This is a genomic window from Aeromonas sp. AE23HZ002T15 (genome assembly GCF_054165525.2).
The window spans coordinates 1,388,596-1,408,451 of the sequence record NZ_CM201342.1 but is presented as its reverse complement, the minus strand read 5'-3'; the positions used below and the strand labels follow the sequence as shown (position 1 = coordinate 1,408,451).

General features: G+C 63.3%; 21 protein-coding genes. 6 read left to right on the top strand and 15 right to left on the bottom strand.

The annotated features are described in order from the left end of the window. Position 1: 1 nt before the first annotated feature. From rlmH to leuS, 7 genes are all read right to left on the bottom strand, one after another. The gene (gene rlmH / locus ACT5M9_RS06395; RefSeq protein ID WP_005298242.1) at positions 2-469 is read right to left on the bottom strand and encodes a 23S rRNA (pseudouridine(1915)-N(3))-methyltransferase RlmH; all 468 of its coding nucleotides are present in this window, start codon (positions 467-469) and stop codon (positions 2-4) included. 20 nt (positions 470-489) lie between these two features. After that, the gene (gene rsfS / locus ACT5M9_RS06390) at positions 490-828 is read right to left on the bottom strand and encodes a ribosome silencing factor (protein WP_457980908.1); all 339 of its coding nucleotides are present in this window, start codon (positions 826-828) and stop codon (positions 490-492) included. Between the two features lie 186 nt (positions 829-1,014). Continuing rightward, complete coding sequence (gene nadD / locus ACT5M9_RS06385; RefSeq protein WP_457980910.1) at positions 1,015-1,662, bottom strand: nicotinate-nucleotide adenylyltransferase; 648 nt, start codon at positions 1,660-1,662, stop codon at positions 1,015-1,017. Next, positions 1,656-2,690, bottom strand: coding sequence for a DNA polymerase III subunit delta (holA, locus tag ACT5M9_RS06380; RefSeq protein ID WP_457980912.1), 1,035 nt, complete (start codon positions 2,688-2,690; stop codon positions 1,656-1,658). Before holA ends, nadD begins: the two co-directional genes overlap by 7 nt. Beyond that, entirely contained in the window at positions 2,690-2,833 is a 144-nt protein-coding gene (locus tag ACT5M9_RS06375) for a DNA polymerase III subunit delta (RefSeq protein WP_457980914.1), read from the bottom strand. The genes holA and ACT5M9_RS06375 overlap by 1 nt, the downstream gene beginning before the upstream one ends. A gap of 13 nt (positions 2,834-2,846) precedes the next feature. After that, positions 2,847-3,329: an LPS-assembly lipoprotein LptE gene (locus ACT5M9_RS06370; protein ID WP_438551972.1), complete on the bottom strand. Its 483-nt coding sequence runs from the start codon at positions 3,327-3,329 to the stop codon at positions 2,847-2,849. Positions 3,330-3,423: 94 nt separating this feature from the next. Beyond that, positions 3,424-6,003, bottom strand: coding sequence for a leucine--tRNA ligase (gene leuS / locus ACT5M9_RS06365; protein ID WP_457980916.1), 2,580 nt, complete (start codon positions 6,001-6,003; stop codon positions 3,424-3,426). Positions 6,004-6,148: 145 nt separating this feature from the next. Here leuS and ACT5M9_RS06360 point away from each other — a divergent pair, with 145 nt between their 5' ends. Continuing rightward, positions 6,149-6,631 carry a zinc ribbon-containing protein gene (locus ACT5M9_RS06360; RefSeq protein ID WP_438551974.1) on the top strand — a complete coding sequence of 161 codons (483 nt, stop codon included), beginning with the start codon at positions 6,149-6,151 and terminating at the stop codon, positions 6,629-6,631. Positions 6,632-6,708: 77 nt separating this feature from the next. Here the strand turns inward: ACT5M9_RS06360 and lnt are convergent, their stop codons facing one another. The 5 genes from lnt to miaB form a co-directional block, all read right to left on the bottom strand. Next, positions 6,709-8,238, bottom strand: coding sequence for an apolipoprotein N-acyltransferase (lnt, locus tag ACT5M9_RS06355; protein WP_457980918.1), 1,530 nt, complete (start codon positions 8,236-8,238; stop codon positions 6,709-6,711). 195 nt (positions 8,239-8,433) lie between these two features. Then, a complete protein-coding gene (corC, locus tag ACT5M9_RS06350) occupies positions 8,434-9,315 on the bottom strand; it encodes a CNNM family magnesium/cobalt transport protein CorC (RefSeq protein WP_438551976.1) in 882 nt (293 codons plus the stop codon). Between the two features lie 96 nt (positions 9,316-9,411). After that, positions 9,412-9,876 carry an rRNA maturation RNase YbeY gene (gene ybeY / locus ACT5M9_RS06345; protein ID WP_457980920.1) on the bottom strand — a complete coding sequence of 155 codons (465 nt, stop codon included), beginning with the start codon at positions 9,874-9,876 and terminating at the stop codon, positions 9,412-9,414. After that, positions 9,873-10,916, bottom strand: a complete 1,044-nt coding sequence (locus ACT5M9_RS06340; protein ID WP_457980922.1) for a PhoH family protein — start codon at positions 10,914-10,916, stop codon at positions 9,873-9,875. Before ACT5M9_RS06340 ends, ybeY begins: the two co-directional genes overlap by 4 nt. A 43-nt stretch (positions 10,917-10,959) precedes the next feature. Then, entirely contained in the window at positions 10,960-12,393 is a 1,434-nt protein-coding gene (gene miaB, locus ACT5M9_RS06335; RefSeq protein WP_438551979.1) for a tRNA (N6-isopentenyl adenosine(37)-C2)-methylthiotransferase MiaB, read from the bottom strand. Between the two features lie 254 nt (positions 12,394-12,647). On the opposite strand from miaB, the gene ACT5M9_RS06330 reads away from it, so the two are divergent. The 3 genes from ACT5M9_RS06330 (at position 12,648) to ACT5M9_RS06320 (ending at position 15,318) form a co-directional block, all read left to right on the top strand. Continuing rightward, positions 12,648-13,811 (top strand): FAD-dependent monooxygenase, encoded by a 1,164-nt coding sequence (locus ACT5M9_RS06330; RefSeq protein WP_457980924.1) that lies wholly within the window; start codon positions 12,648-12,650, stop codon positions 13,809-13,811. A gap of 152 nt (positions 13,812-13,963) precedes the next feature. Continuing rightward, positions 13,964-14,530 carry a cysteine hydrolase family protein gene (locus tag ACT5M9_RS06325; RefSeq protein WP_457980926.1) on the top strand — a complete coding sequence of 189 codons (567 nt, stop codon included), beginning with the start codon at positions 13,964-13,966 and terminating at the stop codon, positions 14,528-14,530. Positions 14,531-14,631: 101 nt separating this feature from the next. Continuing rightward, positions 14,632-15,318, top strand: coding sequence for a cold-shock protein (locus ACT5M9_RS06320; protein ID WP_457980928.1), 687 nt, complete (start codon positions 14,632-14,634; stop codon positions 15,316-15,318). 93 nt (positions 15,319-15,411) lie between these two features. Here ACT5M9_RS06320 and ACT5M9_RS06315 read toward each other — a convergent pair whose 3' ends face one another. Continuing rightward, positions 15,412-16,311: a LysR family transcriptional regulator gene (locus ACT5M9_RS06315; RefSeq protein WP_457980930.1), complete on the bottom strand. Its 900-nt coding sequence runs from the start codon at positions 16,309-16,311 to the stop codon at positions 15,412-15,414. 132 nt (positions 16,312-16,443) lie between these two features. Here ACT5M9_RS06315 and ACT5M9_RS06310 point away from each other — a divergent pair, with 132 nt between their 5' ends. Together ACT5M9_RS06310 and ACT5M9_RS06305 are read left to right on the top strand one after the other, a co-directional pair. Continuing rightward, positions 16,444-16,689, top strand: coding sequence for a hypothetical protein (locus ACT5M9_RS06310; RefSeq protein ID WP_457980931.1), 246 nt, complete (start codon positions 16,444-16,446; stop codon positions 16,687-16,689). Then, a complete protein-coding gene (locus ACT5M9_RS06305) occupies positions 16,686-17,357 on the top strand; it encodes an HAD-IA family hydrolase (protein WP_457980933.1) in 672 nt (223 codons plus the stop codon). Before ACT5M9_RS06310 ends, ACT5M9_RS06305 begins: the two co-directional genes overlap by 4 nt. A 37-nt stretch (positions 17,358-17,394) precedes the next feature. Here the strand turns inward: ACT5M9_RS06305 and ACT5M9_RS06300 are convergent, their stop codons facing one another. Further along, on the bottom strand, positions 17,395-18,852 hold the full coding sequence (locus ACT5M9_RS06300) for a sensor domain-containing diguanylate cyclase (protein ID WP_457980935.1): 1,458 nt from the start codon (positions 18,850-18,852) through the stop codon (positions 17,395-17,397). 117 nt (positions 18,853-18,969) lie between these two features. Continuing rightward, positions 18,970-19,572: a nitroreductase family protein gene (locus tag ACT5M9_RS06295; protein ID WP_438551987.1), complete on the bottom strand. Its 603-nt coding sequence runs from the start codon at positions 19,570-19,572 to the stop codon at positions 18,970-18,972. Between the last annotated feature and the right edge of the window lie 284 nt (positions 19,573-19,856).

Sequence of the window (19,856 nt, the reverse complement as noted above, 5' to 3'; positions counted from 1 at the left end):
CTCACTCTCTGTGATACGGGTGGTTGGTGGTGATGCTCCAGGCGCGGTAGAGGCTCTCGGCCACCAGCACCCGCACCAGCGGGTGGGGCAGGGTGAGCGGCGACAGGGACCAGCTCTGCTCGGCGGCGGCCTTGCACTCCGGCGACAACCCCTCGGGGCCACCCACCAGCAGGGCCACGTCGCGGCCATCCAGCTTCCAGGCCTCCAGTTGCACGGCGAGCTGCTCCGTGGTCCAGGGCTTGCCGGGAATATCCAGGGTCACGATGCGGGAGCGGCCGGCGGCGGCCAGCATGGCTTCCCCTTCCTTCTGCAGGATACGGGGAATGTCGGCATTCTTGCCCCGTTTGCCCGCGCCTATCTCGACGAGTTCAAACGGCATGTCTTTGGGGAAACGGCGACGGTACTCTTCGAAGCCATGCTCTACCCAGGCGGGCATCTTGGTGCCCACCGCAATCAACTGGATCTTCATCGTTCTTTACGCTTGCACCCTTATTGCACCTGTACTTGGGGGCCGCCCCAGAGCTTTTCCAGTTGGTAGAAATCGCGAAATTCATCCTGCATCACGTGCACGATGACCGAGCCCATGTCCACCAGTACCCACTCACCGGTGAGTTCACCCTCCACGCTGAGCAGATCCAGCCCGGCGTGGCGAGCCTCGCTGGCCAGGTTGTGGGCGATGGCGGTGACGTGGCGATTGGAGTTGCCGGAGCAGATGATCATGGTATCCGTGATGCTGGACTTGCCGCGCACATCCAGGGTGATGATGTCGCGGCCCTTCATGTCATCGATCTTGTCGACGATAAAGGCGAGTAATTCTTGGCCTTGCAATGTCTTCTCCTACTCTGTCCGGCGCGCTGCATAACCTCAGGGCGGCGGATTATATCATGGTCATTCCCGTTTCCCAGTCCGGCAAAGGGGAAGGCATCCGGGGCCACCTCGAAGGAGGCGAGCCCCTGTTGATCACTATAGTGCGCAACCTGCGCGGACAATAGTCGTACCGGCCCTCGCTGCGCCTCAGGGTGTCGGTTGATAGAGCTTGTGCCGGGCGATGTAGTCCGCGACCGAGGCCGGCAGCAGATATCTGGGATCCCGCCCCGCTGCCAGCAGGGCCCGCAGCCCGGTGGCGGAGAGCTCGACGGGCAGGTTGCCCGCCAGCCAGATATGGCCGTGACGATGGCGATGCAGATCCTGTTTGTCCTGGCTCAGGTGGCGGCCGAGCAGAGCCTTCACATCGGCCGGGTAATCCGGCTGCCAGCCCGGACGGGCACTCACCACCAGATGGGCGTAATCGAGCAGCTCCTGCCAGCGATGCCATCCCGGCAGGCCGAGCAGGGAGTCCATCCCCATCAGGAAGCAGATCGGGGTGTCCGGCAGCTCCGCTCGCAGCTCGACGAGGGTGTCTATGGTGTAAGAGGGCTTGTCCCGCCCAAGCTCCCGCTCGTCCACCACGAATCCCGGCGTCTCTGCCGCCGCCAGCCTGACCATGGCCAGGCGCTGCTCGCTCGAGCAGAACGGGTTGGCTCTGTGGGGAGGGATGTGGTTGGGCAGGAGGCGCACCTCGGCCAGCCCCAGCGCCTCGCGGGCCTCGATGGCCGGACGCAGGTGGCCGATGTGGATGGGATCGAAAGTGCCTCCCAGGATCCCGATGGGAGGCTTCAGCATGATTCCGCCTCCAGCAGGGGGAGCGGGGCGCCATCGCGAAAACCGAGCGCCAGGGTTTGCAGCATCAGCCAAGCCTGTTCGGTGTCGAAGCGGCGCTGGGCGTCGTCGAGCCGGGCCATCAGCTGCCACAGCTGCTGTATCTTGGCGAAGGGCAGCCGGGTCAGGGCCTGCTGGATCAGCTGCTGACGGCTCTGCCAGATGCGCAGGCGGGAGAAGTGCTCCACCAGGGGCTGGCCCGCCCGCGCCGCCAAGGCCAGCTCGGTGAGCTGCTCCAGCTCCCGGCACAGGGTCCAGGCCAGCATGCCGGGCTCAGTGCCCTCGGCCCGCAGCGCCAGCAGGATGCGTTGGGCCCGGTTCACCTTGCCCTCCAGCAGGCAGTCGATGAGCTGGAAGGGGGTGAAGTGGGCGTGACGTATGATGGTCTCTTGCAGATAGGTGACGCTGATGGGCTGGGGCGGTGAGAGCAGGGTCAGCTTCTCGATCTCCTGGCTCGCGGCCAGCAGATTGCCTTCATAGGCGTGGCACATGAAGTTGATGGCGTCCGGCAGCGCCTTGAGACCGAAGCGTTGGAAACGGGCGCTCATCCAGCGCGGAAAGAAACGGGGCTCGGGGTGGTTGACCGGCACATAGGTGCCGAGCTGACTCAGCTTGTCGAACCAGGCGGCCTTCATCTGGGTTTGGTTAAGGCGCCCGCCCGAGAGTACCAGCAGCAGGTCGGGGTGCAACTGCTTGCCGATCTCGGTGATGCGGGCGGCGAGATCCTTGTCGACCTTGGCGGGCAGCTCCAGCTCGATGATCTGGCGGGCCGAGAAGAGGCTCATGGCCTGGCAGGCGTCATAGACCTGGTTCCAGTCCAGCCCGGCCTCGACCACGAAGCTGTGGCGCTCGTCGAAACCCTGCTTGCGCGCCAGCTGACGAATGGCGTCGATGGCTTCCAGCTTGAGCAGGGGCTCGTCACCAAAAACGAGATAGCAGGGCTTGAGCCCTGCCTTGAGGTGGTCTGCGAGTTGTTCAGGGTAAATCCGCATCAGAGCCTGGCCTGGTTGAGAGGGGAGGACGCACGGTCGATGGCCTGCTCATTCTTGAACAGCGGTTCGTCACCAAAAATGAGATAGCAGGGCTTGAGCCCTGCCTTGAGATGGTCCGCGAACTGCTCCGGATAGACTCTCATCAGGAGACTCGCATCAGAACTTGACCTGGCTGAGCTGACGGATCACCAGGTTTGCGGCCTGCTCCTGCATCTCCTTGCCGAGCTGCTCCTGCTCGCGGGAGGAGGCCAGCGCCGCATCCGGCTTGTTCAGGAAGCTGCGGTTGAAGGTGATGGGGAAGACCTGGGTCGGCTTGCCCGGCACGGTCACGCTGAACTGGGTGCTGTAGCCCAGCAGGTATTCGCGATCCTGACCGATGGAGTCGACGGAGGCGACCTGACTGCTGCTGCTGACACCGGCCAGGGTCAGCACCGGAATGCCTTCCTTGTCTGCCAGGGTCACCCCGGAGGCCTTGAGGCGGGTGGTCACTAGGCGATAGAAGTCGCTTGTCTTGTCACCGACCACCTTCATGGTCATCAGCTCGGGGGGGATGGCGGTGCCGCGCATCTGAAAACCGCAGGCCTGCAGCAGCAGGCCCGTCAAGATGATGGCAATCCAGCGAATGAAGGGCATGCCCATGGATAATCCTCTTTGAAACCTTTGAACAACGGCGGGCGCCTGCCCGCCGTCATCATTCATGGATGTGCAGTGACCGGTGCCCGGTCTGCCATCCTCAGTTTGCGACTATGTTGAGCAGCTTGCCCGGCACGTAGATCACCTTGCGCACGGTCAGGCCTTCGGTGAATTTCTGCACCGAGGCATCTTCCATGGCCAGCTTCTCGACGTCTGCCTGGCTGATCTCGGCCGGCACGGTCAGCTTGCCGCGCATCTTGCCGTTGATCTGTACCACCACCAGCTTCTCGGTCTCGACCATGGCCGCTTCGTCGGCGACTGGCCAACCGGTCACGTCGATGTCCCCTTCCTTGCCCAGCATCTTCCACAGCTCGAAGCCGATGTGCGGGGTGATGGGGTAGAGCATGACCACCACGGCCTCCAGCGCTTCCTGCATCAGGGCGCGGTCCTGCTCGTCGCAGCCGAGCTTGGAGAGGTTGTTCATCAGCTCCATGATGGCGGCGATGGCGGTGTTGAAGGTCTGGCGACGACCCACGTCATCGCTCACCTTGGCGATGGTCTTGTGCAGCTCGCGGCGCACGGCCTTCTGCTCGCTGCTGAGTGCCGCCACATTCAGGGCTGGGGCTGCGCCGGCGCTGACGTGTTCGAAGGTGATGCGCCACAGGCGACGCAGGAAGCGCTGGGCACCCTCGACGCCGGAGTCGGACCACTCCAGGGTCATGTCGGCCGGGGAGGCGAACATCATGAACAGGCGCACGGTATCGGCACCGTAACGTTCCACCATCAGCTGGGGATCGATGCCGTTGTTCTTGGACTTGGACATCTTGGTCATGCCGGAGTGGATGACCTCGCGACCCTCGAGGTCGACGGCCTTGGTGATACGACCCTTGTCGTCACGCTCGATCTTGACGTCGAGGGGGCTGACCCAGACGTTGCCGCCCTTCTCGTCCTTGTAGTAGAAGGCATCCGCCAGCACCATGCCTTGGCAGAGCAGGCGCTTGAACGGCTCGTCGCTGTTCACCAGGCCTGCGTCGCGCAGCAGCTTGTGGAAGAAGCGGGCGTACAGCAGGTGCATACAGGCGTGCTCGATGCCGCCGATGTACTGATCCACCGGCAGCCAGTGGTTGGCGGCCGCCGGATCCAGCATGCCCTTGTCGTAGTCCGGGGAGCAGTAGCGGGCGTAGTACCAGGAGGACTCCATAAAGGTGTCGAAGGTATCGGTCTCGCGGAACGCTTCCTGGCCGTTGTAGCTGGTCTTGGCCCACTCCTGATCGGCCTTGATGGGGCTCTGGATGCCGTCCATCACCACGTCTTCCGGCAGCAGCACCGGCAGCTGGTCTTCCGGCGTCGGCACCACTGAGCCGTCTGCCAGGGTCAGCATGGGGATGGGGGCACCCCAGTAACGCTGACGGGAGACACCCCAGTCGCGCAGGCGATAGTTGACGGTGCGCTTGCCGCAACCCAGGCTCTCCAGCTTGGTGGCGATGGCATCGAAGGCGGCCTGGAACTCGAGACCGTCGAACTCGCCGGAGTTGAACAGCACGCCCTTGTCGGTGTAGGCGGCGGCGATCACGTCCGGCACCTCGCCCTCGGCGGGCTTGATGACGGGCTTGATCTCGAGGCCGTACTTGGTGGCGAACTCGTGGTCACGCAGGTCGTGGCCGGGGACCGCCATCACGGCGCCAGTGCCGTAGTTCATCAGCACGAAGTTGGCGACCCAGACAGGTACCTTGCGGCCATCCAGGGGGTGAATGGCATAGAGGCCGGTGGCCATGCCCTTCTTCTCCATGGTCGCCATGTCGGCTTCGGCCACCTTGGTGTGCTTGCACTCCTCGATGAAGGCGGCGAGCTCGGGGTTGCCCTCGGCGGCCAGGGTCGCCAGCGGATGGCCGGCGGCGATGCCCACATAGGTCACGCCCATGAAGGTGTCGGGGCGGGTGGTGTAGACCTCCAGGTGATCAGCCTGGCCGTCGACCTTGAAGCTGATATTGACCCCTTCGGAGCGGCCAATCCAGTTGCGCTGCATGGTCTTGACCATCTCGGGCCAGCCGTCCAGGTTGTCGATGTCGTTCAGCAGCTCTTCGGCATAGTCGGTGATCTTGATGAACCACTGGGGGATCTCTTTCTGCTCCACCGGGGTGTCACAGCGCCAGCAGCAGTTGTCGATGACCTGCTCGTTGGCCAGCACCGTCATGTCGTTCGGGCACCAGTTGACGGAGGAGGTCTTCTTGTAGACCAGACCCTTCTCGTAGAGCTTGGTGAAGAACCACTGCTCCCAGCGGTAGTAATCCGGCTTGCAGGTGGCGAGCTCGCGATCCCAGTCGTAGCCGAGCCCCAGCATCTTCAGCTGGTTCTTCATGTATTCGATGTTTTCGTAGGTCCAGGGGGCCGGTGCCGTGTTGTTCTTGATGGCGGCGTTCTCGGCCGGCAGACCGAAGGCATCCCAGCCGATGGGTTGCAGCACGTTCTTGCCATTGAGCCGTTGATAACGGGAGATCACATCACCTATGGTGTAGTTGCGCACGTGCCCCATGTGTAGACGACCAGACGGATAGGGGAACATGGAGAGGCAGTAGAACTTCTCTTTGTCTACTTTTTCCACGGCCTTGAAGGTTTTCTTGGCATCCCAGTGCTGCTGCACTGCTGGTTCTATGGATTGGGGAACGTATTGCTCTTGCATTGGTGACATCCGGATCTGTGAAATGAATAGATAAATCAGCTGGGAAATCCCGATAGAATACCCATATCCTGCGGCGGCAACAACCGCCAGCATCCGCCGGGTCTCGGGCCGGCCATGATCAGCTTGCAGCAGAGGAGTAACGGCCATGGACAAACAGCAAAAAGGGTACGAAGCCTTCATCGCCCAGCTCAGGAAGCAGTGGGAGGAGACGGAGGAGTTTCAGGGAGAGCGCCTGAACCGCATGATCGCCAGGGTGCAGGCCTATCTGGAGGCGGCCGGCGATCTGACCAAGGACGAGCTGGCACTCATCGCCGAATACGTGAAGCGGGATCTCGGCAACTACGACGAGGGCAAGAGCGAGGCGCCGGAATCCGCCTTCATGTTGGCATTGAAAGACACCGCCTGGTCCTGGCTCGCCGACGTGACGGACCGTGCCCAGGTGGAGTGGCAGGAGCTGGCGGAGGAGCTGGAGCACAAGGGGATCTATCGCGCCGGGGACTGGGTCGGCCTCGGGGTGCTGGTGTGCGATCACTGCGAGTGGCGCCATACCGTGCTGCACCCCGAACAGCTCGGCACCTGCCCGGAGTGCGGAGCCAATGAGTATCACCGTGAGCCGCTCTCACCCTGATATCGGGTGATAAGCTCATAAGAAAAGAGGCGCCCAGGGGCGCCTCTTTCTATTGATGGCTATCGGCCGGCAGCGGCTCAGCCCTTGCGGGCCCAGGGATGGGCGCGGGGGCGCAGGGCCAGCCCCAGACCCAGCAGCAGGGCGGCGATACTGTACATGGGCCAGCTGCCAAAGCGCAGGTAAGGGGTCTGACCGTGGGCCGGACGCACCTCGGCTCTCAACACCCCGGCCTCGAACTGCGGGATCTGGGCCAGGATGCTGCCGTCTATCTCGGTGACGATTGTGATGCCGGTGTTGGTGTCCCGCAGCAGCGGACGAGCCAGCTCCAGCGCCCGCATGCGGGCGATCTCCATGTGCTGCCAGGGGCCGATACTGGTGCCGAACCAGGCGTCGTTGGAGACGGTCAGCAGGAAGTCGGTATCCGGCTGCACGTTGCGGCGCACCTCGTCCGGGAAGATGATCTCGTAGCAGATGGCGGCGGCGAACTTGAGCCCCTTGGCGATCAGGTTCGGCTGCACCTCGTCACCCCGGCTGAAGGAGGACATGGGCAGGTTGAAGAAGGGCGCTATGGGACGCAGCAGATCTTCAAACGGCACGAACTCGCCGATGGGCAGCAGGTGGTACTTGTAGTAGCGGTTCTTGTGCTCGTAGTGGTAGGACTCCTTGCCCGCCGCGTCCTGCACCCCCATGCCGAGCACGGTGTTGTAGAAGCGCTGTTGCTGGAGATCGTAGTGAATGATCCCCGCCAGCAGGCCGGTGTCGTTCACCTTCATTGCCTTGTCCAGGCTCTCCAGATAGGTGCCCATCTCCTTCTCGATGGCCGGGATGGCGGACTCCGGCCAGACGATGATGTCGGCATCCTGATTCTCGCGGCTGAGATCCTGATAGGTGCGCACCGTGGGGATCAGCGCTTCAGGATCCCACTTGAGAGACTGGGCGATGTTGCCCTGCACCAAAGCCACCTTGACCGGCTCGCCCCGGGTGACCCAGTTCAGTTGCATCAGCCCTTGCGCCGCGCCCACCAGGGCGACCGGCACCAGCAGCCAGGCCGGCTTGCGGCTCTGCCACACCAGCCAGAGGGCGGAGGTAGAGAGCAGCAGCGCCAGGGTGATGCCCTGCACCCCCAGGATGGGGGCAAAGCCCTTGAGGGGGCCGTCGATCTGGGTGTAACCAAACCAGAGCCAGGGGTAGCCGGTCATCACCCAGCCCCGCAGCCAGTCGGCACCGAGCCAGAGGGCCGGGAAGGCGAGCAGCCAGCGACTCCAGTGGCGGCCGCCGAAGAAGCGGGCAAACAACCAGCAGGCCAGGGTCGGGTAGAGAGAAAGGTAGGCGCAAAGCCCGGCCAGCAGCACAAAGGCCGCCGGCAGCGGGATGCCGCCGAATTCCGTCATGCTGACGTGGATCCACCACTGGCCCGGCAGGAAGAGTCCCATGGCGTAGCCGAAGCCGCGCCAGGCCGCCTGTTTGGGGCTCGCCTTGTCCAGCAGGGCGTAGAGGCCGAGCAGAGAGAGGATCACCAGGGGCCAGTAGCCGAACGGGGAGAAGGCCAGGACGGCGATGGCACCGGAGGCCAGGGCAAACAGGCTGGTCAGAAATTTGGATTTCACTGGGCTAGGGGCTCGAATTGGACTGAATAAAGTTAAGTGGCCGACATCTTAACCGCAAACGGTGCCAACGGCGAGCCTCCCGGCGGCCGGGCATCGAGGGGCGGTGGCAGGGGGGATCGAAGGAGGAAGGGGCCTGGCAGAATGACAAACGCCCCTTGGCAGGGGCGTTGAACGTCAGATCCGGGGAGGGAGAGATCAGGATTCCGGCTGGGCGGCCGCGTGATTCTCCGGGATCTTCACCTGCAGCTGCTGCAGGCGGCGACGATCCGCATGCATCACCTTGAACAGGTAGCCGTCGAGTTCGATCTCTTCCCCTTTCTTCGGCAGGTGGCTGAAGGCGTGCATCACCAGGCCGCCCACCGTATCCACCTCTTCATCGCTGAACTGGGTGCCGAAGAATTCGTTGAAGTCCTCGATCTCGGTGAGGGCGCTGACGGAGAAGACCCGCTTGCTGATGCGGCGGATCTCCTCCGGCTCATCCTCGATGTCGTCGAACTCGTCGTCGATCTCGCCGACGATGAGCTCGAGGATGTCTTCTATGGTCACCAGACCCGAGACACCGCCAAACTCATCCACCACTATGGCCATGTGGTAGCGCTCTTCCCTGAACTCCTTGAGCAGGCGATCGACCCGCTTGCTCTCCGGCACTATCACCGTGGGGCGCAGGATCTGCTCGAGTTGCAGGGGCTCGCTGGCGTGCTGGCCGCCGAAACCGAACGGCAACAGGTCCTTGGCGAGCAGTATGCCCTCCACGTGATCCTTGTCTTCGTTGATCACCGGGAAGCGGGAGTGGCCGGATTCGATGATGACCGGCAGGAACTCGTCCACCGGTTGGGACTTCTCTATGGTCACCATCTGGGAGCGGGGGATCATGATGTCACGCACGCGCAGCTCGGCAATTTCGAGTACGCCCTCGATCATGTCCTTGGTGTCTTGATCGATGAGGTCTCGCTCTTCGGCATCGGCGATGACTTCCACCAGATCGTTGCGGTCTTTTGGCTCGCCCTGGAAGAGTTGGCTGAGCTTGTCGAGCCAGGTTTTCTTCGGCGAGCCGGTACTAGGGTGATCGTCGGTCATTTTCTCTCTTGGTTACTCGTGTGAACACAGGGTCGTTGTCTCGGCACTATGAGGATGGCGGCCGACTGTTTCAATCGGTTGACCATCCCCCTGGCCTCACTCTTCGTCGTCGAGGTAGGGATCGGGGATGCCCATCTCCTGCAGGATGTCGCGCTCGAGCTGCTCCATCTCCTCGGCCTCCTCGTCCTCGATATGGTCATAACCTAGCAGATGCAGACTGCCGTGCACAACCATGTGGGCCCAGTGGGCCATGAGGGGTTTGTTCTGTTCGATGGCCTCGGCTTCCACCACCTGGCGACAGATCACCAGATCCCCGAGCAGGGGCAGCTCCATGCCGGGAGGGGCTTCGAACGGGAAGGAGAGCACATTGGTGGGCTTGTCCTTGCCGCGATAGGTGTGGTTGAGCTCTCGGCTCTCCGCCTCATCCACCAGCCGCACCGTCACCTCGGCCTCCTCCTGGAAGCCGAGAATGGTGCCCTCGAGCCAGCCTTGCAGCTGGGCTTCGGTGGGCAGACCTTCCGGGTTGGCACAGGCCAGTTGCAGATCCAGGGTCAGGCTCATTGGGCACTCTCTTTATTGGTGTTGGCTGCGGCCTTGTCGGCCGCCTGTTGGGCGTCGAACGCCTCGTAGGCCTGGACGATGCGGGCCACCACGGGGTGGCGCACCACGTCCTTGGACTCGAAGAAGTTGAAGGAGAGGCCATCGACACCTTGCAGCACTTCCAGGGCGTGGCGCAGGCCGGACTTGGTGCTGCGGGGCAGATCGACCTGGGTGATGTCGCCGGTCACCACCGCCTTGGAGTTGAAGCCGATGCGGGTCAGGAACATCTTCATCTGCTCGGTGGTGGTGTTCTGAGCCTCGTCCAGGATGATAAAGGCGTCATTGAGCGTTCTGCCGCGCATATAGGCGAGCGGCGCCACTTCGATGATGTTGCGCTCCATCAGCTTCTCCACCCGCTCGAAGCCCAGCATCTCGAACAGGGCGTCGTAGAGGGGGCGCAGGTAGGGGTCCACCTTCTGGGAGAGATCCCCCGGCAGGAAGCCGAGCTTCTCCCCCGCCTCCACCGCCGGCCGGGTCAGCAGGATGCGGCGGATCTCCTGGCGCTCCAGGGCGTCCACCGCGGCGGCCACAGCCAGATAGGTCTTGCCGGTACCGGCCGGACCTATGCCGAAGCTGATGTCGTGGCGCACTATGTTGGCGATGTATTGGGCTTGATTGGGGCTGCGGGGCTTGATGAGGCCGCGCTTGGTCTTGACCGTCACCTCCTTGCCGTAGGGCAGGCTGGGGGCCTCTTCCTCATCCTGCTCCAGCACCCGGGACTCCTGCACCGTCAGGTGGACCATCTCCGGGGTGATGTCGGTTACCTTGCCGCCTTTGAGCGGCTGGGTCTCCACATAGAGGTGCTTGAGGATGACGGCGGCGGCGTCGATTTGTGCCTGCTTGCCGAGCAGCTGGAAGTGGTTGTCGCGGTAGCTGATCTCGACGCCGAGGCGACGCTCCAACTGCTTGAGATTGTCGTCGAAGGGTCCGCACAGGCTGGCCAGCCGCAGGTTGTCGGCGGGCTCAAGGTGCAGGTTCAGGGTCGCGATATGTCGGCTCAAATTGACCTCGTCTCAAGGCTCTTCCCCCGAAAGGGAAGAGATATTAATGGGGAGTGAAGGCCGCAACACCCAGGGGATCGGGCACGTTGTCGGGGCGGCGGGCCAAGATCTCGCTCGGCGCCGTGGCGATGCGCAGGTTCATCTCGTCCTCGCCACGGATGAAACGGCCGCGCAGGGAGAAGGGGCGCACGTCGGTGATCTCCACGTCGGCGAAGCCGCCGATGAGGCGATGGGAGCCCTCGAAGTTGACCACACGGTTGTTCTCGGTGCGGCCGCTGAGCTGCATGGGATCCATCTTGGAGGGGCCTTCCACCAGGATCCGCTGCACCGAGCCCAGCATGGCGCGGCCGATGAGCATGGACTGGTGGTTGATCTGGTTCTGCAGCCGGGTGAGGCGGGCCTTCTTCACCTCCATGTCCACATCGTCAGGCAGGTCCGCGGCCGGGGTGCCGGGGCGGGGGCTGTAGATGAAGCTGAAGCTCATGTCGAAGTTGATCTCCTCGATCAGCTTCATGGTGGCCTCGAAGTCCTCGTCCGTCTCGTTCGGGAAGCCGACGATGAAGTCCGAGCTCATGGTGATGTCGGGACGAACGGCCCGCAGGCGGCGGATCTTGGACTTGTACTCCAGCACGGTGTGGGGTCGCTTCATCATGGTCAGGATGCGATCCGAGCCGCTTTGTACCGGCAGGTGCAGGAAGCTGACCACCTCGGGGGTGTCCCGATAGACCTCGATGATGTCGTCGGTGAACTCGATGGGGTGGCTGGTGGTGTAGCGAATGCGGTCGATGCCGTCGATGGCGGCCACCAGTCTGAGCAGCTCGGCGAAGGTGCAGTCATCCCCCTCGAAGGTGGGGCCGCGATAGGCGTTGACGTTCTGGCCGAGCAGGTTGACCTCGCGCACCCCCTGCTGGGCGAGTTGGGCTATTTCGTAGAGCACGTCATCCAGGGGCCGGCTCACCTCTTCGCCGCGGGTGTAGGGCACCACGCAGAAGGAGCAGTACTTGGAGCAGCCCTCCATGATGGAGACGAAGGCGGTGGCGCCTTCGGCGCGGGGCTCCGGCAGGTTGTCGAACTTCTCGATCTCGGGGAAGGCGATATCCACCTGGGCGCCGTGGCCCTCCTGCACCTGCTTGATCATGGCGGGCAGGCGATGAAGGGTCTGGGGGCCGAAGACGATGTCCACATAGGGGGCGCGTTTTCTCAGGTTGTCCCCTTCTTGGGAGGCGACGCAGCCACCCACCCCGATCACCAGACCCGGCTTCTTGGCCTTGAGCTTCTTCCAGCGACCGAGCAGGTGGAACACCTTCTCCTGGGCCTTCTCGCGGATGGAACAGGTGTTCAGCAGCAGGACGTCGGCCTCTGCGGGCTCCTCCGTCAGCTGATAACCATGGCTGGCGTCCAACAGGTCCGCCATCTTGGACGAGTCGTACTCGTTCATCTGGCAGCCCCAGGTCTTGATATGAAGTTTCTTGCTCATCGCTACTCTTGACTGTTTTTTGCTATCGACAGGGTCAAAGGACCGGGCATTTTACTCCGCAATGGCGGGGCTGACTAGTTAATATCCGGCGGGGCCAGGGGCTGGCTGGCCGCGTCAACAGCGGCTTTGCCCTTGATTGGGCAAGGCAATTCGCCGCCTCTCTCACTGTTTATCCCCCCTCCTTGCGCTATCATGCCCCCATTCGGTTTAGCCCCTCTATGCTTGTGCGGGGCGCCCATTTCAGGAAGTACGTCATGGAACATTGCGATATCGCCATCGTCGGCGCCGGTATGGTGGGGGCCGCCACCGCCTGTCTGCTGGCGGGCCAGGGCCTCTCCGTGCGGGTCATCGAGACCCGGCTGCCCGAGCCCTATGCCCCCGAGCAGCCGCTGGATCTGCGGGTCTCCGCCATCAGTCAGGCCTCGGTAGCCCTGCTGGCCCAGGCCGGTGCCTGGCAACACCTGCAGCAGATGCGGCTCTGCCCCTATCGCCGGCTGGAGACCTGGGAGCTGGACGGCTTCGCCACCCGCTTCGACGCCGTCGATCTGGGGCTGCCCCAGCTCGGCTACATCATCGAGAACCGGCTGGTGCAGCTCGCCCTGCTCAAGAGAATGGAAGATTTCCCGAGCATCCAGACCCATACCCCGGCGGCGGTGCAGAGCCTCACTCAGGACAGGGAGCACGCCACCCTGCTGCTGGACGATGGCACCGAGCTGCGGGCGCGCTGGGTGCTGGCCTGCGACGGCGCCGAATCTTACACCCGCAAGCTGGCCGGCATCGGGGTGTCGCGCTTTGAGTACCGCCAGCACTGCATGCTGATCAATATCGACACCGAGTTCGAGCAGGAAGACATCACCTGGCAGCAGTTCACCCCGAGCGGCCCGCGCGCCTTCCTGCCCCTGCCGGGCCAACACGGTTCCCTGGTGTGGTACGACAGCCCGGCCCGCATCCGCACCCTGTCCGCCATGAGCAACGAGGCCCTGGCGGCCGAGGTGCGCCGCCATTTCCCGGCCCGGCTCGGCGGCTTCACCGTCACCGGCAAGGGCAGCTTCCCCCTGGTGCGCCGCCATGCCAACGACTATCACGCCGGGCGGGTGCTGCTGCTCGGGGACTCGGCCCACACCATCAACCCCCTGGCGGGGCAGGGGGTCAACCTGGGCTTCAAGGACGTGGCCTGCTGGGTGGAATTGCTCACCAAGGCGGGCAGCGACTGGCATGAGATGGCGCTGGCCGAGCGCTACGAGCGTCGTCGCCGCCCGGACAACCTGCTGATGCAGTCGGGGATGGATCTCTTTTACGGGGTCTTCAGCAACGAGATAGGTCCCCTGCGACTTGCCCGCAATCTGGCGCTGAATCTGGCGGACAAGGCGGGCCCCCTCAAGGAGATGGCGCTGCGCTACGCCCTGGGGTTGGTATAAAGGCTGTGTGCTGTGCACTGCCCATTGATTCTCTGGTGGAGCATAAAGCTACAGGGCTGATGTGCTTGGTGTTTTATATGGCCTGACGCGGTGCCGCTGGTGATCTCGGCGCCGCAAGGGCCGAACGATATCCGACAATCGTGGAGCAAACCATGAACAAGGCACTGCTGGTGATCGACTTTATCAACGACATCGCTCACCCGGATGGGCGTATCGCCGCCTCGGCGGCCCACGTGGTGGAGCAGGATGCCATCAAGCATGCGAACCAGGCGCTGGCCCATGCCCGCGCCCAGAGCTGGCTGGTGATCCTTATCAAGGTGGGCTTTGACCAGCACTATCTGCTGCAGCCCAAGAATTCCCCCATGTTTGGCCGGGCCCAGCAGTTAGGCGCCTTGTCCCTGGCCGGCGGCGGCACGGATTTTCACCCCGATCTGGACGTGCAGCCCGGCGATCTGGTGCTGACCAAGCCCAGAGTCAGCCCCTTCTACGGCACGGCGCTGGAGCCGGCCCTGCGGGCCAACCGGATCGATCACCTCTATCTCTGTGGTGTCAGCACCAGTTGGGCCATCCAGGCCGCCACCCGGGACGGGCACGATCGGGATTACGCCATCACCATCCTCGAGGACGCCTGCGCCGCCGCCGATGCCATGGAGCATCACGGCTCCCTGCGCCAGCTTGGACGCATCGCCGAGATCATCAAGGTGGCCCAGCTGACGTGACACGCCCTATCGGGTCGCTCACATTTTGCTCATGGGCCGCTGTTGAAACCATGTTGTTTTGGGCAAGATGGTAAAAAACCGCTGACCACAAGGATGAGGGCATGCGCTATCAAGGAAAAATCGCGAGTTGGAACACCCAGCGCGGCTTTGGCTTTATCAGGCCGCAGTCACAGTCACAGCAGGAGCAGAGAGATGGGGATCTCTTCGTGCACATATCCTCCCTGACCTTCGACGGCAGGCTGCCCGAGCCAGGGGAGCGCGTCTCTTATCGGCTCGGTACCGGCAAGGATGACAGGCCCTGCGCCGTGCAGGTGTTTTTCCCCGACCGTCCCCTGTCGCTGGCGGATGGGTTCAGTCCGGCGCCGGATCGGCCCTTGTCCACGGGCAATGAATCCAGTCGCTCAGCGTCCTTCGCGGCCCCCTCCAAGGGGCAGAGCACGGCGCCGAGAGCCCGCCCACAGCCAACCTATAGGCGTAAGGGCCGCTGGCAGGGCAAGCTGATCCCCCTGCTGGTATTGGCGGGGCTGTTTTCAATCTATTCCCGCTTCTCGGCCGAATCGGTCTCACCGCAGCCTGCATCCTCCCCCGCGAGTGCCGGGGTGAGCGCTTTTGAGAGCGCCCCGCCGGCCCCCACCTTCGTTCGCCGATGCGATGGCAGGCAGTACTGCTCCCAGATGACCTCCTGTGAGGAGGCAACCTGGTTTTTGCAAAATTGCCCCAATACCAAGATGGATGGCCATGGCAGAGGAAACGGCATTCCTTGTGAAAGCCAGTGGTGCGGCCGTTGAGTCACCGGCCCTATTAGCAAAAGGGTCAGCCCACCCAGGCTGACTGGCCTTTTAACCCTGCTCGGATGAACGGAATGCTTGGGTGCTCATACGTCAGGTGGCGGACCTGACCTGCGGGTGGGCCGCCTTGACCAGCGCCAGGAACTGATCCCGAATCGGATCGGCGAAGGTCGCGTTCCACACCAGGCTTATCTCCCACTGTGAATAGGGGCCTGAGAGGGGATAGAGGGTCACATCCGGCCCTGCGATAAAGCTGACGCTGCGGGGCAGTATGGCGTTGCCTATGCCGGCGGCTACCAAGGCCACCAGGGTCTGGATATCCTCCGCCTCCTGGATGACGCCGGTCAGGCGGTTGGCGCCGAGGAAGTTGGCGATCTGCTGGGTGAGACCCGGGCAGCGATGACCCACCATCTGCAGCAGGGGTTGCTGCACCAGGGCCCGCTCCACATCGAAGGCGGCGGGATCCGTCCCTATCAGCTGGGTGGGCACCGCCAGCACCAGGCTGTCCGTCAGCAGCCTGTGTTCGTGCAGCTGCGGTGCCTCTGGTCTTCGCATGAAACCGACCTGCAACTGGCCGGAGAGCAGCATCTCGTGCTGGATGGCGGAGGGCATGTCCTGCAGGTGCACCATCACATCGGGGGCCTGCCGCTTGAAACGGGCCACCAGGGAGGGGGCCAGCACGAAGCTCGACAGGCCGAACCCCATCTTGAGCCGCCCGGCGAGACCGCTCGCCAGCGCCAGGGCGTGGCGTTCGAACTCCTTGCCGTGATCGACCAGGGCGCGGGCCTGGCTGAGCAGCTGAACGCCGATGGCGGTCAGCTCGGCGCCGTGGCGTCCCCGGTTGAACAGGGTGCTGCCGAGGGCCAGCTCCAACCCCTGGATCTGCTTGGTGAGCGCCGGCTGGGTGACGAACAGCCGGTTGGCTGCCTCCCGGTAGTTGGCCGTCTCGGCCAGGGTCACGAACGCATGCAACTGCCTCAGATCGAATTTCATTCCGTTTGGTTATCCATTCCGTTTGATTATCAAATGTGGCGATTTAGTGATTATAAATTATCTATCTGCCTTGTTCTAATGGTGTTGCAGCGGATCGGGAGTCGACCCGAACGGGGAACGAGGAGTCACATCATGCAAAGCGAACGCTATCTGTTTCTAATCAAGGGAAGCCTCATCATGGCCCAGCCGCTGGCGGCGGCCGAGACGGGGGAGCTGTTGACCAGTTTGTTGTCACAGGGGTTTGTGGTGGCCCCCTTGCTGGTGTGGGCGAGCGATACCGAACAGGCCCTGGCCTGCTATGAGGCGAGGGCTCAGCGTCAGGCGCTCGCCAGCTCGCTGTCCGGTGTCGAACCCATGCTGGCGGGAGCGGCGACATGAGCTCCATCACCTTGCGGGCCAGGGCCCTGCTACTGGACATGGATGGCACCCTGGTCAAGTCGACTGAGGGGGTGGAGACCGTGTGGCGACTCTGGTGCCAGCACCATGGGTTGGCGCCCGAGCCCGTGCTGGCCATGTGCCACGGGGTGCGGGCCAAGGAGGTAATCGAGGCGCTGGCCCCTAAGCTGGACATGGCGCAGGAGATGGCCCGGCTGGACGAGCTGGAACTCGCGCATTCGGGGGTGGCCGAGCCCATCGAAGGGGCAAGTGTCCTGCTCCATGGCCTGTCAGCCGAGCGTTGGGCCCTGGTCACCTCCGCCAGCCGACGGGTGGCACGGGGTAGGCTCGCCGACGCCGGATTGCCACAGCCTGGGTTGATGGTGGGTGGAGATGACGTGGTGCGGGGCAAGCCGGATCCCGAGCCCTATCTGCTGGCGGCGGCCCGGTTCGGCCTGGATCCCGCCGATTGCCTGGTGTTCGAGGATGCCCATGCCGGCATCGCGAGCGCCCTGCAGGCCGGTTGTCGGGTGGTGCAGATAGGGGGCGATAGCTTGCTCAATGCCAGGGTGAGCGGCTGGGTGGATGACTGGTGCCAGATCCGGGTCACAGAAGAGGCACAGGGTCTGCGGCTTGCGCTGACAGGGCAACTAGAGCGTCTGTGCGGCTGAACTCGCCGGCGCACGGCCCGGGGCCTGGGGGGAACCCTCAGGCCCCGAGCGGGTGGGTGACCCTCTCTTGCCCACAATCCTCATGCAGTTCCACCCGGTTGCGGCCATTACGCTTGGCTTGATAGAGCGCCTGATCGGCGCGGGAGAGCAACCTGTCCAGGTTGTAGGTGCCGCGCTGCTGACAGGCCATGCCGATGCTGATGGTAGCGCCGACCGGCCGGCCCGCCTCATCCATCACGCTGAGCCCGGCCACTCTCTCCCGCAACCGCTCGATCACCTCCAGTGCCTGGGATTGGGTGGCCGCCGGCAGCAGGAGCGCAAACTCCTCTCCCCCGAGACGGGCGAACAGATCCCCCTGGCGCAGGTGCTGTCGCACCGCCTCGGTGCAGGCCCTGAGCAGGGTGTCACCGGCCTCGTGGCCATGGGTGTCATTGATGCGCTTGAAGTTGTCCAGATCCAGCATGCAGACCGCGATGGGATGCTGGCGCTGCTCGTGAGTCGCCAGCATGGCCTGGGCCACCGGCCAGAAGCCGGTGCGATTGAGGGTGCCGGTGAGATGATCGTGATGGGCCAGGTGCTCCATCCTGCTCAGCAGCGCGTTGCGGGCGGCCATGATGCTGGCGGCCGTGAGCGGAGTGAGGGCGATCAGCATGAGACCGATGCGGACCGAGAACATCCAGTACTGGGTCTGGGCATCGTGGTTGATGGTCAGGTAGCCGTAGGAGAGTGCCAGCAGGGTCAGGGAACTGAAGCAGAGGGAGAGCAGGCTGGTGGTAAACAGCGAATAGGTGACGGCGCACCACAGCAAGGCGGGCACCGGGAAGACGATGGAGCCAGGTCCCTCGATCAGCAGGGCCAGCAGCAGGGTGGCAAGGAAACTCAATAGCGGCAGCATGTTGGCCCAGGAGATACTGGGCCGATAGAAATCGATGCGCCACTGGGCCAGGACGGCTAACGGGGGCAGGGTCAGGATGACCGGCAAGATGGCCATGTAGTTGACCAGCTCGCTGGCAAACCAGAAGCCGAGCCCGTAGAGCATGTCCCCCTTGAACAGCAATGGGTTGACGAGGGCACCAACCAGCCCGGCGGCCAGGGACGCCGCCATGGTGATCAGCAGCAGATAGACGATGGAGGTGGGGCGTCTTAGCCGGACATCCTCGTGATCAAGGCGGCGAAACAGCAGGTAGCCGACCCCGACGCCCGCCAGATTGCCCAGGGTCAGCAGCGTCGTCTTGATGGCGCTGTCATCGGTGAAGAGGGCCGCGAGCAGATAGCCGGCGATCCCCCCGATCCAGCCCGCCGGTGAGGCCAGGCGTGGATAGCGCAGCATGATGCCGAGCAGCACCGCATTGGCGGGCCAGAAGGCGGCCAGCAGGTCGGGGGGGCGTGTGAAGATGCCGAGCAGGGAGAAGATGAGGATCAGGGTGGTGACGCACAGGAAGGCAAACAGGGGATAGAGTCTGGGTGAGACATGCGGATGTCCGGCCTCCCTCATGAGGTTCTCCTCGCGGTCACTGGTGGCGTTGCCACAGAGTATGGATGCAGGAAATGGAAAAAGGCAGGGAGCGGGGCGCTGAGAAAACGCCCCCTCGGGGAGGGGGCGCGGGGGAGATTAACCGAAGACCCGGAAACGCACGTCGTCGTCGATGAAGGTCTTGTCGCCGGCCGCTTGCTTGATGCTGCCGAAGGGCATCTGGGCGCGCAGGCGCCAGCTGGCGGGCAGATCCCACTGCTTGCGCACGGCCTCGTCGATCAGCGGGTTGTAGTGCTGCAGGGTGGCACCAATCCCTTCCTGGGCCAGGGCGGTCCAGACGGAGAACTGGGCGATGCCGGTGGAGTGTTCGGACCAGACCGGGAAGTTGTCGGCGTAGAGTGCAAACTGCTCCTGCAGCCCCTTGATGACATCGGTGTCCTCGAAGAAGAGCACTGTGCCGAAACCGGCGCGGAAGCAGCCATCCACCTTGCCTTCGCTCTGGGCATAGGCTTCGGGCGGCACTATTTTCTTCAGCTCCGCCTTGACGATGTCCCACACCTTGTGGTGCTGCTCGCCAAAGAGGATGACGGCGCGGGAGCTCTGGGAGTTGAACGCGGAGGGGCTCTGCTTGACGGCATCCTGGATCAGGGCGGTCAGTTGCGCCGGGGTCTGGGAAACCTGGTCACCCAGGGCATAGATGGAACGACGTACCTTAATCTGTTCGATAAATGGACTGCTCATAACATCTCCTTTGTGTGATTAATCGTGGTCGCCAGACGCGGTCGTTAAGGCCAGTTGGCTCCGATTTCTCGAAGGCTCGACTATAACACCCCTCAAACCATTTGCCGTCAACCTGAGGTGATGACTGTTTCCACTAATTGTGGATATGCACATCGGAAAAGCGGGATAGCGACCTGGATCGCGTTGATGTCTTTTAAATCAATAACCTTGACGGTTAATGATTTCAATCATTTTCTGGGCAATCGTTTCCACCATAGAATCCACATTCGGTAGCATTTTGTGGA